This window comes from Actinoplanes sp. NPDC026619, assembly GCF_040638295.1.
Taxonomy (GTDB): Bacteria; Actinomycetota; Actinomycetes; order Mycobacteriales; family Micromonosporaceae; genus Actinoplanes.
Genome location: NZ_JBEZYA010000001.1, coordinates 593,167 through 612,401, shown reverse-complemented (window position 1 = coordinate 612,401; position 19,235 = coordinate 593,167). Strand labels below are relative to the sequence as shown.

At 70.4% G+C, this 19,235-nt stretch carries 13 protein-coding genes and 1 pseudogene; 5 read left to right on the top strand and 9 right to left on the bottom strand.

Annotated elements, in window-relative coordinates:
- The first annotated feature begins 40 nt into the window (after positions 1 to 40).
- Entirely contained in the window at positions 41 to 1,519 is a 1,479-nt protein-coding gene (gene glpK / locus AB0E90_RS02990) for a glycerol kinase GlpK (RefSeq protein WP_360398352.1), read from the top strand.
- Here glpK and AB0E90_RS02985 read toward each other — a convergent pair whose 3' ends face one another.
- The 5 genes and pseudogenes from AB0E90_RS02985 to AB0E90_RS02965 form a co-directional block, all read right to left on the bottom strand.
- Positions 1,520 to 3,289 carry an alpha/beta hydrolase-fold protein gene (locus AB0E90_RS02985; RefSeq protein ID WP_360398350.1) on the bottom strand — a complete coding sequence of 590 codons (1,770 nt, stop codon included), beginning with the start codon at positions 3,287 to 3,289 and terminating at the stop codon, positions 1,520 to 1,522. It lies immediately after the preceding gene.
- 313 nt (positions 3,290 to 3,602) lie between these two features.
- Positions 3,603 to 4,364, bottom strand: a complete 762-nt coding sequence (locus AB0E90_RS02980; protein WP_360398348.1) for a pectate lyase — start codon at positions 4,362 to 4,364, stop codon at positions 3,603 to 3,605.
- Between the two features lie 118 nt (positions 4,365 to 4,482).
- The gene (locus AB0E90_RS02975; RefSeq protein WP_360398346.1) at positions 4,483 to 6,207 is read right to left on the bottom strand and encodes an ABC transporter ATP-binding protein; all 1,725 of its coding nucleotides are present in this window, start codon (positions 6,205 to 6,207) and stop codon (positions 4,483 to 4,485) included.
- A pseudogene (locus AB0E90_RS02970) lies at positions 6,204 to 7,782 on the bottom strand (ABC transporter ATP-binding protein). The gene AB0E90_RS02975 and the pseudogene AB0E90_RS02970 overlap by 4 nt, the downstream one beginning before the upstream one ends.
- Positions 7,783 to 7,939: 157 nt before the next feature.
- A complete protein-coding gene (locus tag AB0E90_RS02965) occupies positions 7,940 to 9,982 on the bottom strand; it encodes a cellulase family glycosylhydrolase (RefSeq protein WP_360398344.1) in 2,043 nt (680 codons plus the stop codon).
- 63 nt (positions 9,983 to 10,045) lie between these two features.
- On the opposite strand from AB0E90_RS02965, the gene AB0E90_RS02960 reads away from it, so the two are divergent.
- Together AB0E90_RS02960 and AB0E90_RS02955 are read left to right on the top strand one after the other, a co-directional pair.
- Positions 10,046 to 11,122 carry a gfo/Idh/MocA family oxidoreductase gene (locus tag AB0E90_RS02960; RefSeq protein WP_360398342.1) on the top strand — a complete coding sequence of 359 codons (1,077 nt, stop codon included), beginning with the start codon at positions 10,046 to 10,048 and terminating at the stop codon, positions 11,120 to 11,122.
- Positions 11,115 to 11,489, top strand: a complete 375-nt coding sequence (locus tag AB0E90_RS02955; protein WP_360398340.1) for an ankyrin repeat domain-containing protein — start codon at positions 11,115 to 11,117, stop codon at positions 11,487 to 11,489. Before AB0E90_RS02960 ends, AB0E90_RS02955 begins: the two co-directional genes overlap by 8 nt.
- 8 nt (positions 11,490 to 11,497) lie before the next feature.
- On the opposite strand, the gene AB0E90_RS02950 is transcribed toward AB0E90_RS02955, so the two are convergent.
- Positions 11,498 to 12,949 carry an MFS transporter gene (locus AB0E90_RS02950; RefSeq protein ID WP_360398338.1) on the bottom strand — a complete coding sequence of 484 codons (1,452 nt, stop codon included), beginning with the start codon at positions 12,947 to 12,949 and terminating at the stop codon, positions 11,498 to 11,500.
- Between the two features lie 225 nt (positions 12,950 to 13,174).
- On the opposite strand from AB0E90_RS02950, the gene AB0E90_RS02945 reads away from it, so the two are divergent.
- On the top strand, positions 13,175 to 13,453 hold the full coding sequence (locus tag AB0E90_RS02945; RefSeq protein WP_360398336.1) for an excalibur calcium-binding domain-containing protein: 279 nt from the start codon (positions 13,175 to 13,177) through the stop codon (positions 13,451 to 13,453).
- On the opposite strand, the gene AB0E90_RS02940 is transcribed toward AB0E90_RS02945, so the two are convergent.
- Both AB0E90_RS02940 and AB0E90_RS02935 read right to left on the bottom strand, forming a co-directional pair.
- Complete coding sequence (locus AB0E90_RS02940; RefSeq protein WP_360398334.1) at positions 13,454 to 14,137, bottom strand: response regulator; 684 nt, start codon at positions 14,135 to 14,137, stop codon at positions 13,454 to 13,456. It abuts the gene before it with no gap.
- Positions 14,134 to 15,678, bottom strand: a complete 1,545-nt coding sequence (locus AB0E90_RS02935) for a sensor histidine kinase (protein ID WP_360398332.1) — start codon at positions 15,676 to 15,678, stop codon at positions 14,134 to 14,136. The genes AB0E90_RS02940 and AB0E90_RS02935 overlap by 4 nt, the downstream gene beginning before the upstream one ends.
- Positions 15,679 to 15,717: 39 nt before the next feature.
- On the opposite strand from AB0E90_RS02935, the gene AB0E90_RS02930 reads away from it, so the two are divergent.
- On the top strand, positions 15,718 to 17,106 hold the full coding sequence (locus AB0E90_RS02930; RefSeq protein WP_360398330.1) for a cation:dicarboxylase symporter family transporter: 1,389 nt from the start codon (positions 15,718 to 15,720) through the stop codon (positions 17,104 to 17,106).
- 153 nt (positions 17,107 to 17,259) lie between these two features.
- Here the strand turns inward: AB0E90_RS02930 and AB0E90_RS02925 are convergent, their stop codons facing one another.
- Entirely contained in the window at positions 17,260 to 19,095 is a 1,836-nt protein-coding gene (locus tag AB0E90_RS02925; RefSeq protein ID WP_360398328.1) for a cellulase family glycosylhydrolase, read from the bottom strand.
- Between the last annotated feature and the right edge of the window lie 140 nt (positions 19,096 to 19,235).

Below are 19,235 nucleotides of genomic sequence, written 5' to 3'. Positions count from 1 at the left end.
CGGCGCGTTCGATCCGTCGCGATCGAGCGGAGGCGTGGTCGTGACCGAGCGTTACATTCTTGCCATCGACCAGGGGACGACGTCCACCCGCTGCATCCTGTTCGATCGGCGGGCAACCGTCGTGGCCGTCGCCCGCGCGGAGCATCCGCAAAGCTATCCGCGGCCGGGGTGGGTCGAGCACGATGCGGCGCGGATCTGGCGGGACACGCAGAAGCTGATCAAGCGGGCGCTTGCCTCCGCCGGGATCGGGTCCGATCAGATCGCGGCGATCGGGATCGCCAATCAGCGGGAGACCGTGGTGGTCTGGGACCGGATGACCGGGGTGCCGGTGGCGCCGGCGATTAACTGGCAGGACACCCGAACCGCGTCGTTCGTCGGCTCGCTGGATACGGCGGCTGTGCAAGATCGAACCGGACTCCGGCCGGCCACCTACTTCTCGGCCGGCAAGGTGAAATGGCTTCTCGACAACATCCCGGGTCTGCGGACGCGCGCCAAGAACGGCGAGGTGCTCTTCGGGACGATGGACAGCTGGCTGATCTGGAATCTGACCGGCGGGAAACATCATCTGACCGACGTGACCAACGCCAGCCGTACGATGCTGATGGATCTTTCGTCGTTGAACTGGGACGCCGAACTTCTGGATGTGTGCACGATCCCACACGCGATGCTGCCGGAGATCCGGTCGTCCTCGGAGGTCTACGGCACGGCCGATGCGGTGCTGCCGGGGGTGCCGATCGCCGCCGCGATCGGTGATCAGCAGGCGGCGCTCTTCGGGCAGACGTGCTTTGCGCCCGGCGACGCAAAATGCACATATGGTACGGGTGGATTCCTGCTCATGAACACCGGAGCGACGCCGGTGCGGTCCACCCACGGGTTGCTGACCACGGTCGGTTACCGGATCGGGAACGAGCCGGTGGCGTACGCCCTGGAGGGTTCCATCGCCATCGCCGGGTCGCTCGTGCAGTGGGTGCGCGACGGGCTCGGGCTGATCGGGACGGCCTCCGAGATCGAGACCCTCGCCGGGACGGTCACCGACAACGGCGGCTGCTACATCGTGCCGGCCTTCTCCGGACTGTTCGCGCCGCACTGGCGCAGCGAGGCCCGGGGGGTGATCGTCGGGCTCACCTCCTACATCACCAAGGGTCATCTCGCCCGGGCGGTGCTCGAGGCGACCGGCTGGCAGACCCGCGAGGTGGTCGACGCGATGAACGCCGACTCCGGCCTGGCGCTGACCGGGCTCAACGTGGACGGCGGGATGACCGCCGACAACATGCTCATGCAGATCGTCGCCGACGTGCTGGAGGTGCCGGTGGTGCGGCCGATGGTGGCCGAGACGGTGTCGCTCGGCGCCGCCTACGCCGCCGGTCTCGCCGTCGGCTACTGGTCCGACCTGCAGGACCTGCGCAACAACCGGCACCGGGCCGGGCGGTGGCTCCCGTCCATGGACGGCGAACGCCGCGCTGCCGAATATCAGAGGTGGCAGCGCGCCGTCGAGTGTGCCGTGTTGTTTTCTTCCTAGTTACTGCCAGGTGTAGGGCGAGGGCACCGGGCGAGGCTCCCTCGGCTGCTTCACCGGGTGCGCCCGGAACTGGTCGCTGTGCAGGCCGAACGAGCGGTCCAGCTTGGGCATCCAGTACGAGTCGGCGTGGTTGCCCGCCCCGAGCTGGTAGTCGTGCTTCACGCCCTTCGACGCCAGGGCCACGCTCATGTTCTTGGCCGCGGTGCCGAAGCCGTACTCATCCTGATCGCCGCCGTCGAAGTAATAGGTGTGCCGGTTGAGCTCGGCTGCGGTCATCGACTGCACCAGCTTGATCGGCTGCAGGTACGCGTTCGCGGCCTGTTCGGCGGCCGTGCCGACCAGGGGCGGCAGGCTCAGCGCGCCGATGTGGCCGGCGATCGAGCTGAACAGGTCGGGGTTGGTCAGGCCGAGCGTGAAGGCGCCCTGCCCGCCCATCGAGACGCCGGTGATGCCGCGGTGCTCCCGGTCGGCGATCGTGCGGTACTCCTGGTCGACCATCGGCAGCACCTCCTTGAGGATCATCGACTTGTAGTTGCCGGCCGACGTGTCCACGTACCACCCGCTGCCGCCGTCCGGGAAGACCACGATGGTCTCCTCGAGGCCCTTGTCCTTGATCAGCTGGTCGAGGACCGTGTTCATGTGGCGGGCTTCCCACTCGATGTTCGAGCCGTTGAAGCCGTTCAGCATGTAGACGACCGGGAAGCGCTTCGCCGTGGTGCGGGTGTAGCTCTTCGGCAGGTAGACGTCGAACTGCACGCGCTTGGCCATCGCGGTCGACTGGTAGCTGTCCCGGAAGAACCGCGAGTGGTCGCCCAGCTCGACGCTTTTGCGCGGGTCGAGGTAGAGCATCTCGCGGGTGGCAGGCAGCAGCTCGGCGCCGTCGGCCGCGGTCCAGCTGCGGATGGTGTCGACCACGATCCGGCCCTGACCGTCCACGAAGACGTCGGTCTGCGCGTCGGTCAGCGTGATCTTCTTCTTCTGGGCGATCCAGCCCTTCACCTCGGACACCCGCCGGACGGCGGTGTCACCCTGATGGAAGAAGCCGTCGGCCAGCGTCTTCTCGTACGTCCGGACGTCGCCCGCGGCGATCGCGCGGTGCTGCTTGGTGAGGATCGCGCAGGCGTACGCGAGCTGGGGGTTGGTCGCGGCCTTGCCGGTGATCCCGCTCAACGCGCGCAGGTGCGCCTTCGTGTAGAGCCCGACCGGCCCCGCGTAGAAGCCGCCGCCACCGGTGCCGTCGTACATCCGGACCGCGATCGTGTTGGTCGCGCCCCACTTCAGCAGGCCGTCGGGCGGGTAGTACTCCCGCGGCACCTCCCACGTGGAGTCGAAGGCGGGCGGGAAACCGCCGGTCCTGCCGATCTCGGTGCCGTTGAGGAACGTCTGGTCGGCGTCGTCGATCTGGCCGAGCGCGGCCACGATCGCCGAATCGGTCACCCCGGCCGGCCGGGCCGGCAGCGTGAACGTCTTGCGGTACCAGGCATAGCCGTCGTACGCGGCCAGCGTGGCGTCGGTGTTCCAGTTGTCCGGCACCGTCCACGCCTTCCACCCGGAGTCGTCGAACGAGGTCGCCGCCCAGGAGAGATCGTCGCCGGTGGTGAACTTCCAGCCGTCTCCGGCCAGGTCGAATCCATAGTCGACCGAGCCGGTGGTGGCACAGGAGGTGTCGCCGCCACCGGTGGCGAGTGCGGGCTCGCCGGCGGCGAAGGCGAACGCCGAGCCGGCCACGAGGGCGACGGCCAACAGCGCGCGAGGGGTTTTGCGTGACATGAACCTGCTCCTTGTTGATGCCGCGAGGAGAACGACCGCGTGCACAAAATCAAACACGAAACACGATGGTCGAACACTCGCAACAATCAACACCGATGTCAACGCCCGCACCGGTCAAACCCGACCCCTGCTGGAAGCCACTTTGACTCAAGTTGGCGGTCAATGTTCGATCGTGTTGATATTCATCGCGATCAAGGCAAGGGTGGGCAGTTTCGAAAGCGGGGGCGGACAGGGGTGAGCCCGGTGACGCTCCGGGCGGGAGGTTGTCACCGGGCTCGGCCGGCAATGCGGGTGGAGGAGCCGCTGCCGGCGACTAGGGGCCGGTCACTCCGGTGGCGATGCAGCTCGTGCCGTCGGGGCCCTCGCCGATTTTGGTGGGCTCCGCGCCGGTGTCGTTGCCTTCGAAGCGGTCGCACAGGGAGATGTCGTCGCCGATCAGCGTCACGCCGTTGAGGGTGACCTTGTCGCCCAGGTTGGTGTTGATGCCGGCCAGGGTGTTGCCGGGGGCGGTGGCGGTGATGTTCTCCAGGGTGGCGGTGCGGGCGGCCTGGGTGGAGCAGTTGCCGCACGAGCGGTAGAGCTTGCCGAAGTCGGAGACCGCGAAGTTGCGGATGGTCACCGAGCCGCCGGCGCCGCGGTTGTCCTGGAAGACCTTGTCGTCGGCCGAGGCGGCGCTGCCGCCGTCGATCAGGATGGTGGCGCCGGTGCCGCGGAACGTGGCCGCGTCCTCGCCGACGTCCTCCCATTTCACGTTGCTGAGGGTGCAGCTGCCGGCGCAGTGCACGCCGTCGGCGGCCGGGCTGCCGATCACGACGTTCTTCAGGGTGGCGCCGGCGGCCAGGTCGAACAGGGCGTCCTGGCCCTCGTCCTGCCCGCCGTCGCCGAGGTCGCCGCCGCCGATGAAGCGCTGGCCGGCCCCGTCGAACACGCCGCTGACCGCGATGGTCGCGGTGACCACCTGATCGCCGGCGGCGGTCGTCTCGGCGGCCGAGGCGAAGTTGGTGAAGACCACCGCGGAGCCGATGCCCACGAGGGCGACGGCGGCCGCGAGCAATCGGGTTCGGGTCCGTGTCATCGTTGAGCCTTTCGCTGGAGGACGGTGGCAGCGATGAGTACGGACAGATCCCGGTAAGCGGTTTCCTGGGCAGCGAAACTTATGAATTTCTTAAGCCGGCCCGCGGGTGCGCTCCCATTCAGCGGCGGGCCTCGGAGCCGCCGTGCCAGGAGTGCCACAGGGCGGCGTAGGGGCCGCCGGCGGCTACCAGTTCGTCGTGGGTGCCCAGTTCGATTATTCGGCCGTCGTCCATCACCGCTACCTCGTCGGCGTCGTGGGCGGTCTGCAGGCGGTGGGCGATGGCGATCACGGTGCGCTCGTGCAGCACCGCGGCCAGGGCTCGTTCGGCCGTGCGGGCGGCGGTCGGGTCGAGCAGCGCGGTCGCCTCGTCGAGGATCACCGTGTGCGGGTCGGCCAGGACCACCCGGGCCAGGGCCAGTTGCTGGGCCTGGGCGCCGTCGAGCGGATGCTCGCCGAGGTCGCGGTCGAGGTCGTCGGCCCAGTCGGCGCCGACCGTGGCCAGCGCGGCGCGCAGCACGTGGTCGGGGGCATCGACCATCAGGTTGCCGCGCAACGACTCGCGGAAGACGTGATGCTCCTGGGTGACCAGGACCACCTGGCGGCGGAGCAGTTCGGCCGGCAGGTCGGCGATCGGGACGCCGCCCACCGTCACGCTTCCGGCCTGTGGGCGGTCGACGCCCGCGATGAGGCGGCCCAGTGTGGACTTGCCGGCGCCGGAGAGGCCGACGACGGCCAGCCGCTCGCCCGGGCGCACGGTGAGGCTGACGTCGTGGAGCACGTCGCGGCCTTCGTCGTAGGCGTAACGCACCCGGGCGACCTCGATGCGGTCGTCGGCCGGGGTGGCCGTGGTCGCGGGCGGCGGGGCCGGGATCTCGGCGATGCCCTCGACCCGGGCGAACGAGGCGCTGCTGCTCTGCAACTGCTCGATCCAGATCAGCAGCGAGTCGAGCGGGCCGACCAACTGCCGGAGATAGAGGACGGCCGCGCCGACGGTGCCGAGGGTGAGGTGGCCGTGTATGTAGAGCAGCCCGCCGGCGACCAGCACGAACACGGTCGGCACGGCGTAGGACGTCTCGACGATCGGGAAGAACACGCTGCGCAGGGAGAGGGTGGCCAGCCGGGTGCGCCGGGTCTCGGCGATCGCGGCATGCCCCGCGTCGAGCCGTCGCTGGTGCAGGCCGAACGCCTCGACCGTGCGGGCGCCCTGGGTGGTGGCGGCGAGCTCGTCGGCGAGCCGTGAGTTGGCGGCGCCCTCGGCCAGGTAGGCGTTGCGGGCACGTCGCAGATACCACCTCGTCACGAACACGATGCCGGTCAGGCCGGTCAGGCCGACCAGCCCCAGCAGCGGGTCGAGCAGCATCACCGCGCCGATGATGAAGAACATCTGGATGAGCCCGATGAAGATGGTGGGCAGGATGTCGCGCAGGGTGCTGGCGACCGCGTCGATGTCGGTGGTGCCGCGGGCGGTGAGGTCGCCGGTGGGCACCCGCTCGATGACCGAGGCGGGCAGGCCGAGCGCCCGGCGGAGGTAGCCCTCGCGGATCCGGGCGGCGGTGCGCTCGCCGAAGCGGTAGGCGATCGCCAGGGCGTATCGCGACAGGACGGTCTGTGCGACCGCGCAGGCCAGCACGGCAACGGCGAGCCGGTCGACGGCGGCGGCCCCACGGCCCGCGGTGACCTCGTCGATGATCCGCCCGAGCAGCCACGGCCCGCCGAGAGAGGCGAGCGACGCCAGCGCGTTGAGCAGCAGGAGGTAGCTCACCGACCGCCGGTCGGCGGCGATCAGCCGCAGCGCGGCCCGCCCGACCGTGCGCTGACCGGCGATCGGCAGCGCCGCGCTCACTCGTCCTCCCCGAACACACGGTTGACCAGTGCTCGGTAGCCCGGCTCGGACGCCAGCAGGGACCGGTGCGTGCCGGTGGCGGCGACCCGGCCGTCGACCAGGTAGTGCACCGTGTCGGCCCGGTCGAGCAGCAGCGGCGAGGTGGTCGTCACGACGGTGCCGCGGCCGGCCCGGGCGCGGGTCAAGCGCTCGGCGATGGCCGCTTCGGTGTGCGCGTCGACCGCCGAGGTCGGCTCGACCGCGAGCAGCAGCTCGGGGTCGGAGTAGAGCGCCCGGGCCAGCCGCACGCGTTGCCGCTGGCCGCCGGACAGGTTGCGCCCGCCCCACTCGACCGGCCGGTCGAGCGAGGTCGCGACGTCGGCCGCGGCGGCGGTGTCGACGGCCGCCTCGACCGCGCAGTCGTCCGGTTCGGACGGGCCGGCGACCACCGCGCGCAGCGGGTCGGCGAAGATGTCCGCGTCCTGGTGGGCGACCAGGAGGCGGGACCTGATCTCGGGCTGGGCGATCTCCGCCAGCGGCACCCCGCCCCAGGTCACCTCGGTCGGGCCGTAACGGCCGAGCCGGTCGATGATGGCGGCGCCGCCGCCGGCCAGCGCGGTGAGCTTGCCCGGCTCGACCACCACGCCCGACTCGGGGTCGTGCAGCGCCGCGGGCCCGGCCGGCCCCGGCGCACCGGACGGATCGTCGAGCGGGATGCGCAGGAAGTCGGTGACCCGGCGGGCGGAGACCAGGCCGTGGGTGACGTCGAAACCGCAGAAAATCAGCACGTTCACCGGGATGACCAGCATCGCGGTGTACCCGTACACCGCGACGAGCTGACCGACCGTGATCTCGCCGCTCGCCGCTCGCGGCGAGGCGCGCCGCCAGCCAGATCACCACGCCGATGAACACCACCGGCAGGCCCTCGCCGAGCGCGCCGATCCAGCTCGACGGGCCGCCCACGCGGTAGCCCTGCGCCCGCAGCCGCGTGGACTCCTCCGCGTACCTCTGCTGGTGGGTCTCCTTGCCGCCCAGCCCGTTGAGAATCTTGAGGCCGCCGAGGACGTCGACCAGCCGGGCGTTCAGCTCGCCCTGTTTCTCGCGGTACCGCCGGCCGGCCCGCTGGGTGCGGCCGAGCAGCGGCCCGACGATGACGGCGAGCAGCGGCACGCCGATCAGCACGACCATCGCCAGCACGTGCGAGGTGTGGAACAGCAGCACCGCGACCGCGGTGCAGGCCAGGACGCCCGCGACACCGATGCCGCCGACGTTCATCGCGCGGCCGATGGTCCACACGTCGGAGATGCCGATCGTGACGACCTCGCCGGCGGTGACCCGGCGGGGGAGGGCGGCGCCGAGCCGGGTCGCGTGCGTCATCACCAGGTCGGCGGTGCGCAGCGCGGCGGCCAGCCGCAACTTGGTCATGCTGCGGTGCCGCATGATGCCGAGGCCGGCGCTGGCGATGCCCAGGATCAACACCAGCGCGGCCCAGGCCAGCAGCGCCTCGGTGTGCCGCGGCTGCAGGCCGCGGTCGATGGCTTGGGACAACAGGTACGGCATGACGGCCAGACTGAAGAACCACAACGAGCCGAACATCGCGCCCAACCCGACGCGCCCCTTGTGCGTCCTCGCCAGCCACCACAGAAATCGAACCGGTCCCCGTGCATCCACGTTCGTCATGCTGCCACGCGGGTCCGACAGTTATCGCCGCAATTCCGGCCGGTGCGGCGGGCGCACCGGCCGGAAACGCAGGTCAGGCCAGGGTTCCGGTGACCGCCGTGCCGGACTTCGCGACGTGGTAGGTGACGGTGGCGCCGCTCCAGAAATGCAGGGTCAGCGTCACCGTGCTGCCGTCGTCGACCGCGGCGAAGAAGTCGCTGGTCAGCGCGATCGTCCCGGCCGTGTAGTCGGGGAGGAAGGTGGCCGCGAACTCCTTGTAGGACGTCCAGTTCTGCGGGCCGGCGGCGGTCCCGTCGGCATACTTCGCCTCCATCGTGGCCAGCCGGTCGCCACGGAAGTCGGCCGGGAAGGTGAACGCCGACGTGGTCCCGGTCGCGGCCGACACCACCGGGGTGTCGTAGGTGCGGATGTCCAGGCGCCACGGGACGCCCGCCGAGAAGACCACCGACAAGGACGCATTCACGCCGTACGGGCGGGCGCCGGTCAATCGCGTGAGCAACCCCGCGGAGAGCGTGAGTTGATCGCCGGAGAGGGTGTACTCCGTGCCTTGCACGAGGTCCGTGCCGTCCTGCCGCAGAGCCGTGAACGACGTGCCGTTGAGGTTGAGAGTGACGGCCTGGGACGCGATCGCGGCGGTCTTCGGCAGGAAGACCTGATCGGTGGAGGCGGTGCCGGAGCGGGTGGTCCAGCTCGACTTGATCTGGCCGTAGAGCTCGGTGTCGTGCCAGGCCAGCGAGGTGCGGTCGAAGTGCTGGCCGTTGTCCCACAGCATGGTGGTGATCTTCTTGAGCCGGGCGTAGTAGCCGAGGTACTCGAAGAACTTCAGCTTCTCGCCCTGCTCGATCGCGTCGGTCGACTTGTCGAAGCCGAGCAGGCCGTACTCGCCGAGGATCACCGGCACGCCCTTGGCCGTGAAGGCGGCGGTGGCCCGGTCGAAGTAGCCGGTCAGGTCGGCCTGGGTGGTCGCGTCGAACGTGGTGGTGCCGGCGATGTTCACGCTGAACGGCCAGTAGCCGTAGTAGTGGATCGTGGCCGCCACGTTCGGGTCACCGAGCGCCGCGATCGTGGTCGCCAGCGCGTCGATCTTGGCCTGGTCGGCCGACGTGTTCAGGGTGGGCAGCACGAGCAGGCGGGTCGCGTTGGCGCCGCCGGAATCGCGGACGATCGTGTGGAACGAGGTGTTCAGCTCGTTGAGGTCGGCCGGGGCCTGCGTCTCGTCGGTGAACTGCGGCTCGTTGACGCTCTCGAAGACCAGCTGGGCCGGCTCGTCGCGGAACGCGGTGGCGATCTGCGTCCAGGTGGCGTTGTAGCGGGCCAGCACGCCGTCGTGGTCGGCCGGCATCGTGTTGATCCACTGCCACGAGTCGTGGTGGATGTTGATCATCACGTAGAAGCCGTCGCCGAGGGCCTGGTCGACCACTTCCTTGACTCGGGTCAGGTAGGCCGCGTCGATGGTGTACGCCGGTGCGGCGCCCTGGTGCTGGCCCCAGGTCACCGGGATCCGAACGCTCCTGAAGCCCTGCGCCTTGACCCCGTCGAGCAGGGCCTCGGTCACCTTCGGGTTGCCCCACGAGGTCTCGTCCGCCCCCGTCGCGTCGAACGAGTTCCCGAGGTTCCAGCCCGGCTGCATGGCGGCGACGGTCGCTTCGGCGTCTGCGGCCGGAGCAGCGGTCGGCGCGGTCGTGGCCGGCGCGGTCGTTGCCGTCGCCCCTGTGCAATTTGTCCCGTTCAGCGCGAACGACGTCGGCACGGCGTTGGAGCCCGTCCACGCGCCGTTGAAGCCGAAGCTCACCGAGCTGCCATTTCCGATATTTCCGTTGTACGAGGCGTTGGTTGCGGTGACGGCAGTTCCGGACTGCGTCACCGTCGCGTTCCAGGCCTGCGTGACCGACTGCCCGTTCGCGTACGCCCAGGTCAGCCGCCAGTCGGACACCGCGTCGCCGAGATTGGTGATCGCGACGCCGGCGGTGAAACCGCCGGACCACTGACTGCCGATCCGGTAGTCCACCTTGCAGCCGGCCGTCGCGGCGCCGGCGGAGGTGGTCGCGGCGGCGATCCCGCCGGCGGTCAGGGCGATGGCGAGGCCGGCGAGCGCCAGCCTTTTCTTGCGAGCCATGGAATACCTCGTTGTCGTGGGTGGGGGCGCACGTTAACGTCATGATTCGAATGAGGTCAATCGATGGATCCACATACTGGGAGCGCTCCCATCGCTACTGAGATCGTTCTTGCCGGGTTCGGCTTCCGGGCCGCGGCGATCCACCGCGTCGCGCAGGCCATGCCGGGCGTGGAGTGCGCCGGCGCGATCGTCCGGCAACCGCGCGACCTTCCGGTGCCGGCCTACCGCGACCTGGCCGCATGCCTGCGCGCCACCAGCCCCGACTTCCTGGTCAGCGCCGTCTCCGCCGGGGCCGCGCCGGCCATCGTCGCCGAGGCCGTCTCCTACGGCCTGCCGGTGCTGACCGAGACCCCGCCGGCCGGCGACCGGGCCGGCCTCGAGGCGCTGTGGGCCGCGGTCGGCCGGTCCGGGCTGGTGCAGGTCGCCGAGCAGTACCATCTGATGCCGTCGCACGCGGCCCGGTTCGCCGCAGTGCGTTCCGGGATCATCGGCACGCCCACCCAGGTGCAGGTGTCCTCCACCCAGGAGCACCACGCGGTCGCGCTGATCCGCGGCCTGCTCGAGGCCGGCCACGACCCGGCCGTCGTCCGCGCGGTCCGCACCGTCGCGCCCCTGCTCGACCCGCTCGACCGCGGCGGGTGGATCGGCAACCCGGTCACCAAACCGGCCACTACCAGCATCGCGACGCTGGACTTCGGTGGCGGGCGCTCCGGCGTCTACGACTTCACCACCGGCCAGACCCGCAACCTGCTGCGGTTCCGCCGCCTGCTGGTCCGGGGGACGCACGGCGAACTCCGCGACGACGAGGTCGTGCACATGCCGGCCGAGCGGACCATCGCCCGGACGCCTCTGGTGCGCCGGCAGAGCGGCCACGACCTGGACGTGGGCGGACTCGACACGGAGACGATCACGCTGGGGGAGCGGGTGCTCTACCGCAATCCGTACGCCGGCCTCCGCCTCAACGACGACGAGATCGCCCTGGCGACCATGCTCGACGCGATGGCCGCGTGGGTGCGCGGCGCGGGCCCGGAGCCGTACCCGCTGGCCGACGGCATCCAGGACCGGCTGGTGGCGCTGGCCATCGACGAAGCGGCCGAAACCGGACAGGAGATCACCACGGTAGGGTTACGCCGTGACTGAGCTGGAAGAAGAGACGCGCATGTTCGACCTGGCGCGATCCGGCGGCACCGAGGAACTGCTCGGCAACGTCACGGCGGGCCTGCCGCCCGACCTCACCAACGAGACCGGCGACACGCTGCTGATCCTCGCCGCGCACCACAACCACGTCGACACCGTGACCGCGCTGCTGGAGCAGGGCGCCGACCCCAACCGGGTCAACGACCGGGGCCAGTCCGCCCTGTCCGCCGCCGTTGCCCGGCAGAACGCCGAGACGGTCAAGACGCTGCTGGCCGCGGGCGCCGACCCGGCCGGCGGCACGCCGTCGGCGACGGCCACCGCGGAGTCCTTCGAGCTTCCGGAGATGACGGCGCTGCTGCGCGGCGCCTGAGGGACAACTCAGGGCGACACCTCTTCCAGAGCCCGATTGCGGGTACGCGGCGCGAACTGGGCGAGGACGGCGGCGGCCACCTGGAAGCTGGAGATCAGCAACAGCGCGGCCAGGGTGGTGAGGTGGCCGACCAGTGGGGCGATGACCAGGACGCCGATCATGCCGCCGGTGACGCCGAGGCCGTCGACCAGGCCGAAGCCGGCCGAGCGGATCCGGGTCGGGAAGCTCTCGGCGGACAGGGCGAAGGTGGGCGGCACCCAGACGTTGAAGCCGAAGAAGACGATGAACGAACCGGCGAAGGCCCAGCCGATGCTGTCGCCGAGCAGGGCGATCAGCACCGCGCCGGCGATCGTGAGGGCGGCGCCGATCGGCAGCCAGAAGCGGCGCTCGACGGCTTCGGAGTACTTCGCCGAGAACAGGCCCTGGGCGAAGAACCCGACCCCACCCACCGCGGAGATCATGCCGGCAACCGGTGGGGTGAAGCCCAGGCCGGTCAGCACCGAGGTCGACCCGGTCGAGTAGGCGAAGACCGTGGCATAACCGGTGATCCACATGAGGACCAGCAGGATCGTCCGGTTGCGGTAGCGGGCCACCGAGAAGAGCTCCCGGTAGGCGGCCGTGGGGGCCTCCTCGTGTTCCGGGAGCGGCACGTGGGCGGCCGGCTCGCTCAGCGGGCCCCGTCGCAACGCCCGTTGTTCCAGCGCGCTGACCACCCGCTCGGCCTCGGCGAGGCGGCCGTGCTCGATGAGCCAGCGCGGCGACTCGGGGAGCCGGCGGGCGTTCACCGCCGCGATCGCCGCCACCACGGCGGCGATCCCGTAGATCCAGCGCCACCCGTTGGCGAAGTCCGGCCCGGCGAGCGCGATCGGCAGGCCGTCGGGGAACGAGGCGGGCTCGGTGGTGAACAGCAGCCCCAGGCCGATGCCGACCATCGCGCCGATCGTGCACATGACGAACGTGATCGCCGTGTACCGGGCACGTGCCGCGGCCGGCGCGGTCTCGCCGATGTAGGTGTTGCCGACGGCGAGAATGCCGCCCAGCACCACACCGGTGATCGCTCGCCCGAGCACGAACATCGGGTAGGTGGTGGCGATCGCGGTGACGACCGAGCCGGCGAACGCGAACCCGAGGACCACCGCGACCAGCGGCCGCCGCCCCAGCCGATCGGACAGCGGAGCGAGCGCCAGGCAGCCGGCCATGTAGCCGACCAGGAAGAGCACCACCGGCAGCGACAGGAACTCGCCGGCGTTCTCCGGTGTGCAGCCGGGCTTGATGTCGGTGCAGGTCTGGATGAACGACACGTTGATGTCGAAGTTGCAGTAGAACGCGACGAACATCCCGAGCCCGACGATGCCGGTCGCGGCGTAGGCGACCGCATGGCGCGGCAGGCGATCGAGCCGGGCGACGAGCGCCGGCCCGGCGTCGGCGGTAGGCAGTGGTTGGTCGGACGCGGTCGGCATGGGGGACTCCTTCGCGGCGGGGAACGGCGGGAGTTGTCCCTGGCGATGTCCCCGCCCCGGCCCCGCGCGAATCTCCCGGTGGACCGCGAATTACCGGCCGCCTCTGACCGTGTCGCGCCCTGTTGCCCGAACAGGACGATCGGGGGTCGGCCGCGCGGGTGATCGTTGGGGGCCGCGGAAGCGGGTTTGAATGGTGATCCGTCCACCGATCAGAAACGGACCCTGATGATCCGTAAGACCGCTCCCGTCGTTGTTGCCGCTCTCACCACGGTCGGGCTGTTCGCGCTGTCCACGCCGGCTCAGGCCCTGCCGAAGGCGGTGGCCTACAAGAACTGCACCGCCCTCAACAAGGTCTACAAGCATGGTGTCGCGAAGAAGGGCGGCAAGGACAAGGTGAAGGGCAGCACCAAGCCGGTCACGACCTTCACCGTCTACACCGCCACGTACAAGAAGAACACCACGCTCGACCGCGACAAGGACGGCGTCGCCTGCGAGAAGAAGTAGTCAGACGCGGCGGTACTCCACCTCGGGGCGGCCGGGGCCGCCGTAGCGCGGGGTGCGGGCCACCTGGCCGGTCTCGGCCAGGTGCTCCAGGTAGCGGCGGGCCGTCACCCGGGACGCGCCCATCCGGGCGCCGACCTCGGCCGCGGACAGGCCGGCCGGGCCGGGCCAGGCGCGCAGGACGCCCAGGATCAGGTCCAGCGTCTTGCGGTCCAGGCCCTTCGGCAGCGAGTCCGGGGAGGCGCCGCGCAAGGCCGCGAAGGCGCGGTCGATCTCGTGCTGGGCGGCGGCCGGCTCGGTGCTGAGCAGGGCGGTGCGGTAGCGGGCGTAGCCGAGCAGTTTCTCGCGGAACGTGGCGAAGGTGAACGGCTTCAGCAGGTAGTGCGTCACGCCCAGCGAGACGGCCGCGCGGACCATGGTCAGGTCGCGCGCCGACGTCACGACCAGGACATCCGTCGCGATGCCGGCGGCCCGGAGCGTCCGGCACAGTTCCAGGCCGGGCAGGTCGGGCAGGTGGAGGTCGAGCAGCATCAGGTCGACCGGCAGGGTGCGCAGCGCCGCCATGGCCTGCTGCGCGGTGTGCGCCACACCCAGAACCTCGAAACCATCAACCCTTGCGGTGTACGCCGCGTGCGCCTCCGCGATCAGCGGCTCGTCCTCGACCACCAGGACGCGGACCGGGGTCATGACGGCACCGGCAGGCGGACCGTGATGACCGTGCCATCGGCCGGCGTGGAGGAGACGGTGTGGCTTCCGCCGTACCGGTCGATGATCTGCCGGACCAGTGACAAGCCGACGCCTCGCCCGCTCTCCTTGGTGGTCCAGCCCCGCCGGAAGGCGGCGGCCGGGTCGGCGATGCCCGGACCGGTGTCGCTCACCTCGACCCGCACCTCGCCGTCGTTCTCCACCACCAGGACCGTGACCGTTCGCGGCGGCGGCGTGCCGGTGACCGCCTCGAGCGCGTTGTCGACCAGGTTGCCGACCACCGTGAGCAGGTCGCGGCCGGCCAGCGCGGACTCGGAAATGCGGGACGCCTCGTCGACGACCAGCTGGATGCCGCGCTCGGCGGCCTGGGCCGACTTGCCGAGCAGCAGCGCGGCCAGGGCCGGCTCACTGACCGCGCCCACCACCTGGTCGGTGAGCTGCTGGGCCACCGCCAGTTCGGCCGTCGCCAGGTGCACGGCCTCGTCGGCGCGGCCCAGTTCGACCAGGGTGAGCACGGTGTGCAGGCGGTTGGCGGCCTCGTGCGCCTGGGCCCGCAGCGCCTCGGTGAGGCCGCGCACCGAGTCGAGCTCGCCGGTGAGCGCGCGCAGCTCGGTGTGGTCGCGCAGGCTCAGCACGGTGCCGACGGTGTGGCCCTCGGAGCGGATCACCCGCTGGTTGGCCACCAGCACCCGGTCGCCGGCCAGCACCGGCTCGTCGGCGGCCACCGCCCGGGAGGCGATCAGCTCGCCGATCTCGGGTGGCAGGGCGTCGCCGAGCAGCCGTCGCGCCTCGTCGTTGACCAGGGTCACCCGGCCGTCCCGGTCGGCCACGACCAGGCCCTCGCGCACCGAGTGCAGGACCGCGTCGTGGTACTCGTACATCCTGGTCATCTCGGCCGGGCCGAGGCCGTGGGTCTGGCGGCGCAGGCGCCGGCTGAGCAGCCACGAGCCGGCCGCCGCCAGCAGCAGCGCGAACGCGGCCGGGATCAGCACGACGGGGGCGCGGCCGATCAGCCGCTGGTTGATGGCGTCGGTGGTGATGCCGACCGACACCAGCGCGATCACCCGGCCGGTGGCGTCGCGCACCGGCACGACGGTGCGCACCGATTCGCCGAGCGAGCCGGCGTGTGTCTCGACCACCCGGCCGCCGTCGAGCGCGCCCGCGACGGTGCCGATGAACGGCTTTCCGATCAGGGAGATCGTCGGATGGGTCCAGCGGGTGCGGTCGGTGGCCATCACCACGATGAAGTCGGTGTCGGTCGCGCGGCGCACGCTCTCGGCGTACGGCTGCAGGGTCTCGGTGGGGTTCGGCTGTTGCACCGCCTCGATCACCGTCGGGGAGCGGGCGACCGACTCGGCGATCCCGGTGACCTGGTCGATCGCCGCCTGCGCGGCGTCGTCGCGGGCGAGCAGCACCGCGCCGGCCGTGCCGATCGCCACCAGCAGCGTCACGACCAGCGCCTGCCAGACGAAGAGCTGGCGGGCGATGCTGGTGTTTCCGCCTGGTGACCAGAATGAACGCAAGCGTGCTCCCGGGGTGAGACCTGGGCCACATTCTGCGGTATGGAGCCCACATCCCCACCGGTCCGGCGGGACCGAACTCACTTTCTCTACCTTGCGGTGATCGGCGCGGTCCTGCTCGGCATCGCGGTCGGCCTGCTGTTCCCGGAGTTCGCCAAGGAGCTGAAACCGCTCGGCACCGGGTTCGTCAACCTGATCAAGATGATGATCGTGCCGGTCATCTTCTGCACGATCGTGCTGGGCATCGGCTCGATCCGGCAGGCGGCGAAGGTCGGCCGGGTCGGCGGGCTCGCGCTCGGCTACTTCCTGATCATGTCCACCGTGGCCCTGGCGATCGGCCTGGTCGTCGGCAACATCATCCACCCCGGCTCCGGGCTGCACCTCAACGACGCGGCGGCCGCGGCCGGGCAGAAGCAGGCCAGCGGCGCCGCCCACGAGGGGGTGTCCGACTTCATCCTCGGCATCATCCCCAAGACCCTGTTCTCCTCGCTGACCGAGGGTGATGTGCTGCCGGCCCTGCTGGTGGCGCTGCTGGTCGGCTTCGCGGTGCAGGCGCTGGGCGCCACCGGCGAGCCGGTCCTGCGGGCCATCCAGCTCACCCAGAAGGTCGTCTTCAAGATCCTCGCCATGATCATGTGGCTGGCGCCGATCGGGGCGTTCGGCGCGATGGCCGCGGTGGTCGGCGAGACCGGGATGGACGCGCTGAAGAGCCTCGCCCAGATCATGCTCGGCTTCTACGTCACCTGCGCGATCTTCGTGTTCGTCATCCTCGCGGTGATCCTCTGGGCGTTCGCCCGGATGAACATCCTCCTGCTGCTGCGCTACCTCGGCCGGGAGTTCCTGCTGATCCTGTCGACCTCGTCGTCGGAGTCGGCGTTCCCGCGGCTGATCGCGAAGATGGAGCACCTCGGCGTCAGCAAGCCGGTCGTCGGCATCACGGTGCCGGTCGGCTACTCGTTCAACCTGGACGGCACGGCCATCTACCTGACGATGGCGTCGCTGTTCATCGCCGAGGCGATGGACAACCCGCTCTCGATCGGCCAGCAGATCTCCCTGCTGGTCTTCATGATCATCGCCTCGAAGGGGGCGGCCGGCGTCACCGGCGCCGGCCTCGCGACGCTGGCCGGCGGCCTGCAGAGCCACCGGCCCGACCTGGTCGACGGCGTCGGCCTGATCGTCGGCATCGACCGGTTCATGTCGGAGGCGCGGGCGCTGACCAACTTCGCCGGCAACGCGGTCGCGACGGTGCTGGTCGGCACATGGACCGGCGAGATCGACCGGCAGAAGGCCGACCTGGTGCTGGCCGGCGACCTGCCCTTCGACGAGTCGACGATGCTCGACCGCGACGAGCCCGCGTCCGACCGGCCCGCGTCCGACCGGCCCGCGTCCGGCGGGCCCGAGGCGCCGGTGGCCGCCACCCGGGAGCCCTGACCGGCTTCCCGGCTTTGGCCGGCTGCCCGGCCGCTTTCCCGCCCGAGGGCGGCCGGGCAGCCCCCTCCGGGGCCACGCGATCAGCCCCCAAATTTCCTGGAAATCGGGGTCTCCGCGGCACTCCGATCCAGGAGATCGGCCTCATCCCGGCGGCTAAGCAGTGAGCTTGCGGCAGTAGAGGGCGTCGGGGGTTTTCGACGAGCCGATGCGGCCGGTCCAGGCGATGCCGGCGGCGTATTCGTCGTTCGCGCACTGGCCCTTGTAGTTGCCGGTGGCGAATTCGCCGCCGGGACTGCCGGACGGGCGGTTGTCACTGCGGTCGAACCAGATCGTGCGGCCCGCGCCGGCCGCCGCGGAAGTGGTGGCGCAGAGGACGCTGGACACCGCAGCGCCGCGGACTGCGTAACCCACCATCAGGGAGCCGGCCGGGCACTGGAACTTCGTGTAGCCCGACGCCCAGTCGGTGCTGACGTATTGCTCGCTGTTGACGGTCTGGTAACTGGTCCAGGCGGTGGCGCCGTTCACGTCCGTACACAATCCGCGGTTGCCTTTGTGTGCGATTCCCAGAAGACGCTGCCCGTCCGGGCAGGCGGCCTTGCGGGCGCCGGAATCCCAGTCGGGGCGGTCGCGGAGCAGGGATGACGCGATGAAGTCGCCGCGGTCGGGGCTGAGCATCGACCAGCGGGCGACCGGGGCGACATATCCGGATCTGCCGGAGGTGATCAGGCGGCTCCACGCGTCGTAGCGCCAATCGGACCGCACCGAATCGAAGCCGCCGTTGCGGTCCCAGAACAGCAGGGCCCAGTTGTTGACGCCGCGGTTGTCCAGCCAGCCGACCGCCGGCCAATAGGCGAAATCGGCGTCGGTCTGGATCAGATAATCGGTGAAGTTGGTGAACCACTGCCGTTGCGGGGAATCGGGGGCTGAGCCCGCGTCCACGCCGAACTCGCTGATCCACACCGGCGCGGTGAAATGTCGGTCAGGAGAAGCCGAGACGTAGAACGCGTCCCGGTTGAGCACATTGAACAGCTCGTCGCGGGACATGTCGCGATAGCGCGGATCGCTGGTCTCGCCGATGCCGGTCGCGCCGCTGTGGTTGGGGCCGGTGTAGTCGTAGAAGTGCGCCGAATAGACGAGCTTCCCGGACGTGACCAGGGTGTGCGACAGGGTCTGCACCGGAACGAGGGTCGGCCGGCCGTGGGCGAAACCGTCCACCGGGATGCCGGTCCAGTTGATGCCCTCCACGATGATCAGCAGGTTCGGGTTGGCCTCGCGCAGGATCCGGTCGCCGAGGTGCTGCGACGCGGCGAACCAGTCGTGGTCGTCGCCGCCGCCCCAGTTCGGGTCGTCCAGCACGTTGCGGCGCACCTCGTTGTAGAGGTCGGCGCCGACCACCCGCGGGTTGTCCCGGTAATGCCGCGCCATGAACAGCCAGCCGTCCTCCCACTCGGCGGTGGTCTGCGACGCGTTCCAGCGCTCGTTGCCGTCGACGCCGCAGCACCATTTCGTGGTGTTCGTGTGGTTGTTCAGGATCACCGCCAGCCCGGCGTCGGTGAGGCTGGTGACCACCCGGTCGTACACCTGAAGGGGGGTGAGGCCGTTGAGCGCGGGATCGAACGCGCCGGTGACCGGCTGGGTGTCGCGCAGCATCTCGTCGGAGAACGGCAGCCGCACGCTGTTGATGCCGATGCCGGCCATGCTCGACACGATGGTGCCGATCGATGCCCGGTCGAGGCCCATCGGAATGCGCAGCGAGTTCTCACCGGCGTGGTGGCTGGCGTTGTCGTTGACGTCGCCGCTGCCGTTCCACGTGCCGCTCGCGCCGTGCCAGTTGGCCGAGCGCAGCTTGAACCGCTCGCCGTGGGCATCGACGATGTAGCGCCCCCGCGTGCTGAGCGGGCCGGTCCAGGCCGGTGCGGCGGCTTGCGCCGCGTGCGGCGCAGGCAGAAAGACCGCGAGGAGTACGGGTATGAGCAGCGCTTTTACCATCACCGGCTCCTCGCGCATCGACGTGTGCGGATATTCAACCGCGTCACCAGGGAAATCCCCAGAACCCGGGGCCGGATTGCTGACTGATCTTGCCCGCCGATCCACGTATGGTGCCCGCACGCTCCCCAGTAGACGCTCAT

Bases quoted from the DNA above. Each gene is read 5' to 3' on its own strand.
- AB0E90_RS02985 (WP_360398350.1), bottom strand. From the start codon at position 3,289: ATGTCACGCAAAACCCCTCGCGCGCTGTTGGCCGTCGCCCTCGTGGCC.
- AB0E90_RS02980 (WP_360398348.1), bottom strand. From the start codon at position 4,364: ATGACACGGACCCGAACCCGATTGCTCGCGGCCGCCGTCGCCCTCGTG.
- AB0E90_RS02965 (WP_360398344.1), bottom strand. From the start codon at position 9,982: ATGGCTCGCAAGAAAAGGCTGGCGCTCGCCGGCCTCGCCATCGCCCTG.
- AB0E90_RS02960 (WP_360398342.1), top strand. From the start codon at position 10,046: ATGGATCCACATACTGGGAGCGCTCCCATCGCTACTGAGATCGTTCTT.
- AB0E90_RS02950 (WP_360398338.1), bottom strand. From the start codon at position 12,949: ATGCCGACCGCGTCCGACCAACCACTGCCTACCGCCGACGCCGGGCCG.
- AB0E90_RS02945 (WP_360398336.1), top strand. From the start codon at position 13,175: ATGATCCGTAAGACCGCTCCCGTCGTTGTTGCCGCTCTCACCACGGTC.
- AB0E90_RS02940 (WP_360398334.1), bottom strand. From the start codon at position 14,137: ATGACCCCGGTCCGCGTCCTGGTGGTCGAGGACGAGCCGCTGATCGCG.
- AB0E90_RS02930 (WP_360398330.1), top strand. From the start codon at position 15,718: ATGGAGCCCACATCCCCACCGGTCCGGCGGGACCGAACTCACTTTCTC.
- AB0E90_RS02925 (WP_360398328.1), bottom strand. From the start codon at position 19,095: ATGGTAAAAGCGCTGCTCATACCCGTACTCCTCGCGGTCTTTCTGCCT.